Origin of the sequence: Salipiger thiooxidans (genome assembly GCF_900102075.1) — a bacterium.
GTDB classification, from domain to species: Bacteria; Pseudomonadota; Alphaproteobacteria; order Rhodobacterales; family Rhodobacteraceae; genus Salipiger; species Salipiger thiooxidans.
Genome location: NZ_FNAV01000002.1, coordinates 439,795 through 448,457, shown reverse-complemented (window position 1 = coordinate 448,457; position 8,663 = coordinate 439,795). Strand labels below are relative to the sequence as shown.

Here is an 8,663-nt window from a genome sequence, read left to right as displayed (position 1 = left end):
GTCGACAGTTAAGATGTGGTCCGCTGCTCTTCTGTCATCGTCGCCGTCTTGTAGGATCTGGCAAACCTCTGCAGGCTAAGGCAGCCCTTGGTTGCAGTGTTGGGAAGCCGCAATTCTTAAGGATCATCGGATTCGAGCGGCGCGTGCGTCTTGAAGCTCGCCCGCGATTGGCTCGCTCGATGCTGGGCGCGCTCGATCCGCAAACATTCATATTGCAGTGGGTTTCGCTAAAGGAGCGCTACCAGCGAAAGTTAATGTATGAATACGCTGTCAATCAGGTGGGCGGCACATCGCTAACTTGCCTTCATCTCAGCACTCAATGGTCGCGAAAGTTGATGCTTCTAATTGGAAAACCTTGAGTGATGCGCGGGTCTTTTCGATGAGATTGACGTACTGGCGCATCACGTGTTGCCGATTGCGAGCTGTATTCCCGGCCAGTTTGCATATTTGTCGCCTGTTTCCCGGATGTGCGTATAGCGTTTCAAGCTAACCCAAGACCTGTGTCCGCTGATGGCCGCGACATGAGGAATGTTCCAGCCCATTTCAAACAGCCGCGAAATGCCTTCGTGGCGCAGATCGTGGAAGTGCAGATCTTCGATCCCGAGCAGCTTGCAAGCGCGGGTGAAGTTGGCCGTGATTGCGTCCGGGGAGTAGGGGAAGATCTCGGCCTTGCTCTTGCGCATGCTGTCGATGATCCGAATGGCTTCCTCGGGCAGATCGACCCAGGTATCGTTTCCCAGCTTCTCGCCGGGATGCTTCATGTCACGGACCAGAACGCGTTTGTGTTCCTTCTGGAAATCGTCCCAGGTGAGTCGGGTGATCTCTGCCTGTCGGCGCGTCGAGAAGAGAGCGAGCACGATCACCTTGTGCATGGGCATGGCCTGAGGCGTTCTCTGACGCCGATCAATGAAATGAGCCAGTAGTCGGTCGAGTTCATCGAGGGTGGGCCTTCGGTTCCGCTGCGCGGAACGCGAGATGATCCCCATGCGGCGCGCGACGGTGATCGCGTCTCTCATCTCTCGGTCATCCAGTCGGAAGTCCCACATCGGTCGAGCTATGGCGAATATGGAGGCGAGGTGGCTCGCGTAGTTCCCGACGGTTTGCGGTTGCCCGGACAGTGACTGAAGAAACTCGATGATATCCTTCGACTTGATGGTGGAGCAGGGCAGATCGGCGATTGGGTAGGTCGCGATGGTCCTGAGAACCTGCGCCCTTGTGCGACCGATTTCCTTTTCGGCCTCTTCGGTGTAGCGCTCGATCGCTTTGGACAGCGGAGGGTCGGAGACGTTCAGGCCTTCCAACGCACCAGGGTTTGCAAGCTCTTTCTCACGTTTCTCTATCCAAGCGGTGGCCGCAGGGCGTCTGTCAAATGTCTTCGTCTCATGATAGGAGGTTCCTTCTCGCATCACTCGCACGCGCGCAAGGTAGCCGCTGCTGCCATCCTTTCGCTTGCGTATACTGATCGAGCCCATGATGACCTCCTGACTTGGAACATGGGAATCCTATTTGGTACATTGTACCAAGTCCGGCGTCGAAATCGGTGTATTTGGTTTAGAGCAGGCCGGAACGAGACGAAGGCGAGGCGAAGATAAGTGTTTGATAAAACTGAAAAAAAAGACATATCAACGGCCCCCCGCCTGTGCATTGCCCCCATGATGGATTGGACCGACCGACATTGCCGCTACCTGCACAGGCTGCTGTCGCGCAATGCGTTGCTCTATACCGAGATGGTCACGGCTCCGGCGCTGGTGCGGGGCGGGGCGGTGCATCTGCTCGACTTCAACCCCGAGGAGCACCCGGTGGCGCTGCAGCTCGGCGGCTCGGATCCGGACGAGCTCGCGCAGGCGGCCAAGCTCGGCGGGGCGGCGGGGTATGATCAGATCGATCTCAACTGCGGCTGCCCCTCGGACCGGGTGCAGTCAGGAACCTTCGGGGCGGTTCTGATGAAGAGGCCGGAGCTGGTGGCCGATTGCGTTGCGGCCATGCAGGAAGCGACCGCGGTCGAGGTCACGGTCAAGTGCCGGATCGGCGTTGACGACCAGGAGCCTCGCGAGGTGCTGCCCGCGTTCATCGACAAGATGCGCGGGGCCGGATGCCGGCGGATCGCGATCCATGCCCGCAAGGCATGGCTGCAGGGGCTGAGCCCCAAGGAAAACCGCGAGATCCCGCCTCTCGACTACGCGATCGTGCACGAGATGAAGGCAGCGTTTCCCGACCTCCACGTGTCGCTGAACGGCGGCGTCGAGAGCCTCGGGACGGTGGAGAAGCTGCTCGACGAGGGGCTCGACGGCGTCATGGTGGGGCGCGCTGCCTATCACCAGCCGTGGGACATCCTCGCCGAAGCGGACGCGCGGATCTGGGGCGAGGAACGCGAGACGCCGTCGCCCGAGGAGATCGCCCGCGCCATGCTGCCCTATATCGAGCGCCACCTGAGCGACGGCGGCAAGCTGCACCAGGTGACGCGGCACATGCTGGGCCTATTCGCCGGACGCCCCGGCGCGCGCGGCTGGCGGCGGGTGCTCTCCGAACGGGCGACGCGGGACGGTGCCGGCCCCGAGGTCGTCGAGGCGGCGCTCGAGCGGATCGAGGTCGCCGCCTGAGCTTCAGCCCGGGCGTCTGGCCTGCGGCCGAGGCTTTCGGTTGGGCCGGGCGCGGGACGGTTCCGCGCCAGACCTCGTTGAGGGGCGATGGCGGCAAGCGGCACCAGGTGACGCGGCACCTGCTGGGCCTCTCCGCCGGACGCCCCAGCGCGCGCGGCTGGCGGCGGGTGCTCTCCGAGCACGCGGCGCGGGGCTGTGCCGGACCGGAGGGCGTCAAGGCCGCGCGCGGGCGGATCGAAGTGGCCTGACCCGGCCCCGGGGGGGCTTGCAGCCGGACGGGCAGGGGTCTAAGCGGCCGGTATACCAGCTGGAAGGCTTCCACGTTGCCCGAACTTCCGACTCTCCTGCCTCTCGTGGGGCTGCTCGTTGCGTCCAGCGCCTTTGCCGGGCTCATTGCGGGGCTGCTCGGGGTGGGCGGCGGCATCCTGCTGGTGCCCTCCTTCCTCTTCACCTTCGAGACGCTCGGCTACGGCAGCCCGCAGCTCATGCAGGTCTGCCTCGCCACGTCGCTGGCGACCATCATCGTCACCTCGATCCGCTCGGTGGCGGCGCACAACCGCAAGGGTGCGGTCGACTGGCAGATCCTGAAACGCTGGGCGCCGGGCATCGCGTTGGGTGCGCTGGTGGGGGTGCTGACCGTGTCGCGGCTGGACTCGGCCTTCCTGCAGGCGCTCTTCGGATGCGTGGCCATCGTCATCGGGCTCTACTTCGCCTTCGGCCGGCGCAGCTGGCGGCTGTCGGACCGGATGCCGGGGGCGGGGCTGCGCGAGCTCATCGCCTCGGGGATCGGGTTCCTGTCGGTGCTCATGGGGATCGGTGGCGGCAGCTTCGCGGTGCCGCTGATGACGCTCTGCTCGGTGCCGATGCACCGCGCCGTTGCCACAGCGGCGGGCTTCGGACTGTCGATCGCGCTGCCCTCGGTGCTGGCCTTCTTCTTTGTCGAGATCCCCGAGGCGGTGCGGCCGCCGCTGACGCTGGGGGCGGTGAACCTCGGCGCCTTCGTCGTCGCCATCTCGATGACGCTGATCACGGCGCCGCTGGGCGCGCGGCTGGCGCATGCGGTCGAGGAACGCACCCTGCGGCGCACTTTCGCCGTGTTCATCCTCGTGGTGGCCGCCAACATGCTGCGCAAGTCGTTCTTCTGACCGGCGGACGGGGTCTGGGCCGGTTTTCGGCAGGCCAGTCGTCGCGCTTCAGTCGTCGAGCAGCGGGGCGCGGGCGGGCAGGTCGCGCATGATCTCGCGCCGGGCCTGCGGCGTCAGCCGCGCCCATTGCGTGATCTCGTCGATGCTGCGCAGGCAGCCGCGGCAGATCCGGGCCGCGGGCGCGATGGTGCAGACGCCGGTGCAGGGGCTTTCGATGGCGCCGGGCGCTTGACTCATCAGGCGGATCTCAGGTTGCGCAGCCGGTCGAGCACGCCCTGCAGGATGTAGGAGGCGGCCACGTGGTCGATAAGCTCGGCGCGCTTGCGACGCGAGGTGTCGGCCTCGAGCAATGCGCGTTCGGCGGCGACGGTGGAGAGGCGCTCGTCCCAGAAGGTGATCGGCCCGTCCCAGAGCTGGCTGAAGTTGCGGGCGAAGGCGCGGGTCGACTGGCAGCGCGGGCCCTCGGAGCCGTCCATGTTGCGCGGCAGGCCGAGCACCACGCCGGCGATCTCGCGCTGGCGCAGGATCTCGACGAGGCGGGCGGCGTCCTGGGTGAACTTCTTGCGCTTCACCGTCTCGAGCGGCGTTGCCACGGTGAGCAGCCGGTCGGAGAGCGCCACGCCGATGGTCTTGGTGCCGAGGTCGAGCCCGGCGAGCGCGCGCATCGGCGGCAGGGTGGCGGCGAACTCCTCGATCTGTTCGTGGATCATCGCGCGGTCCTCCGGCGCCGGAGGGGGCTCTGCCCCCGTCGCTGCGCGACTCCCCCGGAGTTTACCTGGCAAGATGAAGCACGGGAGGTCATTCTGCCACTCCGGCGCGGGCCGCCCCCTGACGCACGGTGTCGAGCGCCTGCGGGTTGCCGGCAAAGATGGTCTGGGCCTCGCGCCAGATCTCGGCCGCCTGGTCGGTGCGGCCGAGCACGCCGAGCGCGCCCAGCAGCTGGGACCATTCCTCGGGGCTGCCGCCCTGGGTCGCGAGCCGTTCGCCGAGCCGGTCGACCATGCCCTCGATCATCTGCTGGCGGTCGGTGCCGGAAAGCTCGGACGCGGCCTCGACGTCGCCGGCGGTGGGGCCGGCGAGGGCGGGGGGCTGGGTTTGCGCGGGGGCCGCGTCGGGGAGCTGGTAGTCGTTGACCCCGGCGGCGAGCGCAACGTCGCCGATCTGGGCGCGGATCGGTGCCACCCAGGGGGCATCGGCGGGGCTGTTGCGCAGCAGCCGGTCCCAGAGCCGGAAGGCGGTGTCGGGGCGGCCGGTCTGCGCCATCATGAGCCCGCCGTAGTAGCGGCCGACGCCGTTCTGCGGATCGCGGGCCATGACCTCGTCGAGGACCGTCTCGGCCTCGGGCGAGACGTAGCCGCCGGCGGCCAGCACCAGCATGTCGGCGAGATCGGCGTAGTCGCCCGCAGTGGCGCTTTCGCCCTTGAGCTCGATCAGCCGGCGCTGCGCGTCATAGGCGGCGGCGTAATTGCCGAGCGCGGCCTCGGAACGGGCCAGCAGCACGTGGCCCTGGATGTCGTCGGGGCGCGTGCGCACCGCCTCGCGCAGCCGGGTCACCAGCGCGAGGTAATCCTCGGGGGCATCGACCGGCGCGGTGGCGGGCAGCTGCGCCTCGGCCTCGGCCTGGCTGGGGCGGTTGGCGCGCAGCTCGCGCGCGGCGGCGATGCGGTGCTGCAGCGTCAGGTCGCCGTAGCCCGGCGCGCCGAGCTGCCAGTAGAGCCCCATGCCGCCGCCGAGCAGCACCAGAACGATCAGCGCGCCCATGACCATGGCGGGGCCGGAGGCGCGGGGGGCCGCGGGCTTGCCGCCGTGCATCTTCGCATCGGCGGCGAGGATGCGGCGCGAGACTTCGGTCTTGAGCCGTTCGGCCTCGTCCGGGGCGATGGCGCCGCGGGCGGCGTCGCGCTCGATCTCGCGCAGCTGGTCGCGGTAGACCTGCAGGTCCCAGGCCTCGGCGGGCCCGGTTTCGCGCCGTCCGCGCAGAAGCGCCGCCACCAGCAGCGCCGCAACGAGGAGCGCCGTCGCCCCCGCGATGATCCAGAAGACCGTCATGTCCACTCCGTCCGGTTTCCCGCCCCATGTATAGGCGGAGAGCCGCGGAAAAAAGCCCCGCCATGCGCGGCGCATCGTCCGGGGGCGGTGCGCCGGGGCGGTCGTGACGGTTGCGGTCTCGGGGCGGTCGTGCTGAGGTCAGGCCGGAGGCGGACAGGTCCCGTCCCGGATTCGAGGCAAGATGAAACGTTACTCCGCATTTGCCATCGCCCGAGAGGCGGCCCGCGACCACACCGGATGGGGGCGCGCCTGGGGCAAGCCGACGCCACGGGCGCAGTACGACGTGGTGATCGTCGGGGCCGGCGGCCACGGGCTTGCCACGGCCTATTACCTCGGGAAGAATTTCGGCATCACCAATGTCGCGATCCTCGAGAAGGGCTGGCTCGGCGGCGGCAACACCGGCCGCAACACCACCATCATCCGGTCGAACTACCTGCAGGATCCCTCGGCGGCGCTCTACGAGAAGGCGCGCTCGCTCTACGAGGGGCTGAGCCAGGATCTGAACTACAACGTGATGTTCAGCCCGCGCGGGGTGATGATGCTGGCGCAGACCGAGCACGAGCTGCGCGGCTACCAGCGCACCGTGCACGCCAATCGGTTGCAGGGCATCGACACCGAGATGATCTCGCCGCGCGAGGTCAAGCGGCTGTGCCCGATCATGAACATCGACGGCCCGCGCTACCCGGTGCTGGGCGCGCTCTGGCAGCCGCGCGGCGGCACGGCGCGTCACGATGCGGTGGCTTGGGGCTACGCGCGCGCCTGCTCGGACATGGGCATGGATATCCTGCAGAACTGCGAGGTGACCGCGGTGCGCCAGGAGGCGGGCAAGGTCACCGGGGTCGAGACCTCGCTGGGCGAGATCCGCTGCGGCAAGCTGGGCATCGTGGTGGCGGGACATTCCGGCGTCATGGCCGAGAAGGCGGGCTTCCGGCTGCCGCTCGAGTCGGTGGCGCTTCAGGCGCTGGTGTCGGAGCCGATCAAGCCCTGCATGGACGTGGTGGTGATGGCCAACACGGTGCACGGCTACATGAGCCAGTCCGACAAGGGCGAGATGGTGATCGGCGGCGGCACCGACGGCTACATCAACTATGCGCAGCGCGGGAGCTTCCAGCATGTCGAGGAGACGGTGCGCGCGCTGGTCGAGACCTTCCCGATGATCTCGCGGCTCAAGATGCTGCGGCAGTGGGCGGGGATCGTGGACGTGACGGGCGACCGCTCGCCGATCCTGTCGACCACGCCGCTCGAGGGTTGCTTCATCAACTGCGGCTGGGGCACCGGCGGGTTCAAGGCGATCCCGGGATCGGGATGGGGCTTTGCCGAGCTGATGGCCAAGGGCCACTCGCCGCTCACCGAGGCATTCGGTCTGAACCGCTTCCGCGAGGGCCGTTTCATCGACGAGAGCGTGGCGGCAGGGGTGGCGCATTGAGCGCCCCTGCGGCGCAGATGTGGGCGCCGGTGTGGAACCGGCGCGCCGGGCGCCTACTTGCCGACCATGGCGCGGCGGAGCTGGAAGGCCGAGGGTGCCGTCAGGCCGACGAGCCCGGACAGCGTGCCGTGGCCGTCGTTGCAGGGCGGGTTCCAGCTGTGAATGAACTCGCGCGCGATCAGCGCGCGGTCTTCGGGGCGTGCGAGCGGCAGCCCGCCCACGGTGTCGAAGCCGAGCGCCAGCGCCCGCTCCCACGGGCCGCCCGGGCGGCGGTCGTGTCCGAGCTGGCTTGCCATCCGGTCGCTCTCGCCCACGTAGAGCACCTGCGCCTGCAGCGAGCGCCCCTCGGGCATGCGCAGGAACAGGTAGACCGCCCCGGTGTCGGTGAAGGCCGTGTCGGGGGTGAAGAGCTCGACGGGATAGTCGCGCCCGCGGTGGCTCGTCAGTGTGAGGGTCATCAGCCTGCTCATGTCTCTGCCTTTTCTCGTTGCCTCCCGGCCAAGGTAGGGACCGATCGCGGTCCGACGGTTAACGACGTCCCGGCGACGAAGAGAAAACCGCCTCACTTTCGTGTTTGCCGGAAAATTGCGCGGTCGCTCCGGCAAAATCCTGCCGAAGTGGCGCCCGGAGTACGGAACAGGAGCGTGAAAACCGGCGTTCTCCCTGCAGACATCACATGTACGGGAGCCTTTCCATGTCCGACCCCACCACTGATCCGGCGCGCAACAACACCACTACGACCACCACAACGACCAAGTCCGGCGGCAACGCGGGCATTGCCTTCATCGTCGGCATCCTCGTCGTCGTCGTGGCCGTCCTGGCGTATATCGTCTTCGGCGGAGACACCGGTGGCACCGCGGACACCAGCGGCGACGTCAACGTCACCATCGAAGGCGCGGGCGACGCAGCCCAGGACGCCGGCCAGGCCATTGAAGGCGCGGCCGACGCCGTCGAAGGTGCTGCTGAATCGGCGACCGACGGCCAGTAACGCCCGACCGACAGACCCGACCACCCCGGAACCCGGCGCCGCGTCTCTCATCGCGGTGACCGGGTTCCTGCGTTTCACGACCCTCGACGGAGGTGCCCCTTGCTGATCCTTCACTGTCCCTGCTGCGGCATCGACGCCGCCGAGATCGAACTGGCGCCCGGAGGCGAGGCCCACCTCAAACGCGAGGGGCCGGGCAGCGACGATGCGGCCTTCGAGACCTATCTCTTCACCCGCGAGAACCCCAAGGGCGTCGTGCTCGAACGCTGGCGCCATGCCTATGGCTGCGGCAAGTGGTTCCTTGCGGCGCGCGACAGCGTGACGATGGAGGTCTACGGCACCTATGCCGCCCAGACCCATGCTCCGCCGCAGGAGATCCGCGACCGCATCGCCGCGCGCCATCCCGACTGGGGGCAGGGCGCCTGATGCGGCTTCCGGCTGAGAATATTCCCGGGGAC

At 67.8% G+C, this 8,663-nt stretch carries 12 protein-coding genes; 7 read left to right on the top strand and 5 right to left on the bottom strand.

Features of this window, described 5'->3' with window-relative positions:
* Positions 1-359, top strand: a 359-nt coding sequence (locus BLQ77_RS29020) for a hypothetical protein (RefSeq protein ID WP_207545813.1), incomplete at its 5' end; no start/stop codon positions are given.
* Positions 360-401: 42 nt separating this feature from the next.
* Here BLQ77_RS29020 and BLQ77_RS04420 read toward each other — a convergent pair.
* Complete coding sequence (locus BLQ77_RS04420) at positions 402-1,472, bottom strand: site-specific integrase (RefSeq protein ID WP_165617022.1); 1,071 nt, start codon at positions 1,470-1,472, stop codon at positions 402-404.
* A gap of 147 nt (positions 1,473-1,619) precedes the next feature.
* Here BLQ77_RS04420 and dusA point away from each other — a divergent pair, with 147 nt between their 5' ends.
* From dusA to BLQ77_RS04410, 3 genes are all read left to right on the top strand, one after another.
* Entirely contained in the window at positions 1,620-2,600 is a 981-nt protein-coding gene (gene dusA / locus BLQ77_RS04415; protein WP_375360195.1) for a tRNA dihydrouridine(20/20a) synthase DusA, read from the top strand.
* A gap of 77 nt (positions 2,601-2,677) precedes the next feature.
* The gene (locus tag BLQ77_RS28115; RefSeq protein WP_242661628.1) at positions 2,678-2,848 is read left to right on the top strand and encodes a hypothetical protein; all 171 of its coding nucleotides are present in this window, start codon (positions 2,678-2,680) and stop codon (positions 2,846-2,848) included.
* Positions 2,849-2,923: 75 nt separating this feature from the next.
* Complete coding sequence (locus BLQ77_RS04410; RefSeq protein WP_089955811.1) at positions 2,924-3,745, top strand: sulfite exporter TauE/SafE family protein; 822 nt, start codon at positions 2,924-2,926, stop codon at positions 3,743-3,745.
* 48 nt (positions 3,746-3,793) lie between these two features.
* On the opposite strand, the gene BLQ77_RS04405 is transcribed toward BLQ77_RS04410, so the two are convergent.
* The 3 genes from BLQ77_RS04405 to ccmI all read right to left on the bottom strand — a co-directional run bounded on the left by BLQ77_RS04405 (position 3,794) and on the right by ccmI (position 5,794).
* Entirely contained in the window at positions 3,794-3,982 is a 189-nt protein-coding gene (locus BLQ77_RS04405) for a DUF1289 domain-containing protein (RefSeq protein ID WP_008885464.1), read from the bottom strand.
* Complete coding sequence (gene ruvX, locus BLQ77_RS04400) at positions 3,982-4,455, bottom strand: Holliday junction resolvase RuvX (RefSeq protein ID WP_089955809.1); 474 nt, start codon at positions 4,453-4,455, stop codon at positions 3,982-3,984. The genes BLQ77_RS04405 and ruvX overlap by 1 nt, the downstream gene beginning before the upstream one ends.
* Positions 4,456-4,543: 88 nt before the next feature.
* Entirely contained in the window at positions 4,544-5,794 is a 1,251-nt protein-coding gene (ccmI, locus tag BLQ77_RS04395; protein WP_089955807.1) for a c-type cytochrome biogenesis protein CcmI, read from the bottom strand.
* 181 nt (positions 5,795-5,975) lie between these two features.
* On the opposite strand from ccmI, the gene BLQ77_RS04390 reads away from it, so the two are divergent.
* Entirely contained in the window at positions 5,976-7,220 is a 1,245-nt protein-coding gene (locus BLQ77_RS04390; protein ID WP_089955804.1) for a sarcosine oxidase subunit beta family protein, read from the top strand.
* Positions 7,221-7,273: 53 nt separating this feature from the next.
* Here the strand turns inward: BLQ77_RS04390 and BLQ77_RS04385 are convergent, their stop codons facing one another.
* Positions 7,274-7,678 (bottom strand): GIY-YIG nuclease family protein, encoded by a 405-nt coding sequence (locus tag BLQ77_RS04385; RefSeq protein ID WP_008885068.1) that lies wholly within the window; start codon positions 7,676-7,678, stop codon positions 7,274-7,276.
* Between the two features lie 236 nt (positions 7,679-7,914).
* Here BLQ77_RS04385 and BLQ77_RS04380 point away from each other — a divergent pair, with 236 nt between their 5' ends.
* Both BLQ77_RS04380 and BLQ77_RS04375 read left to right on the top strand, forming a co-directional pair.
* On the top strand, positions 7,915-8,208 hold the full coding sequence (locus BLQ77_RS04380) for a hypothetical protein (protein ID WP_110476874.1): 294 nt from the start codon (positions 7,915-7,917) through the stop codon (positions 8,206-8,208).
* 99 nt (positions 8,209-8,307) lie between these two features.
* A complete protein-coding gene (locus BLQ77_RS04375; RefSeq protein ID WP_089955801.1) occupies positions 8,308-8,631 on the top strand; it encodes a sarcosine oxidase subunit delta in 324 nt (107 codons plus the stop codon).
* The last annotated feature ends 32 nt before the right edge of the window (positions 8,632-8,663 follow it).

Excerpts from the sequence above, each read along its gene's own strand:
- BLQ77_RS04420 (WP_165617022.1), bottom strand. The coding sequence starts at position 1,472 with ATGGGCTCGATCAGTATACGCAAGCGAAAGGATGGCAGCAGCGGCTAC.
- BLQ77_RS04405 (WP_008885464.1), bottom strand. The coding sequence starts at position 3,982 with ATGAGTCAAGCGCCCGGCGCCATCGAAAGCCCCTGCACCGGCGTCTGC.
- ruvX (WP_089955809.1), bottom strand. The coding sequence starts at position 4,455 with ATGATCCACGAACAGATCGAGGAGTTCGCCGCCACCCTGCCGCCGATG.
- ccmI (WP_089955807.1), bottom strand. The coding sequence starts at position 5,794 with ATGACGGTCTTCTGGATCATCGCGGGGGCGACGGCGCTCCTCGTTGCG.
- BLQ77_RS04390 (WP_089955804.1), top strand. The coding sequence starts at position 5,976 with ATGAAACGTTACTCCGCATTTGCCATCGCCCGAGAGGCGGCCCGCGAC.
- BLQ77_RS04385 (WP_008885068.1), bottom strand. The coding sequence starts at position 7,678 with ATGACCCTCACACTGACGAGCCACCGCGGGCGCGACTATCCCGTCGAG.
- BLQ77_RS04380 (WP_110476874.1), top strand. The coding sequence starts at position 7,915 with ATGTCCGACCCCACCACTGATCCGGCGCGCAACAACACCACTACGACC.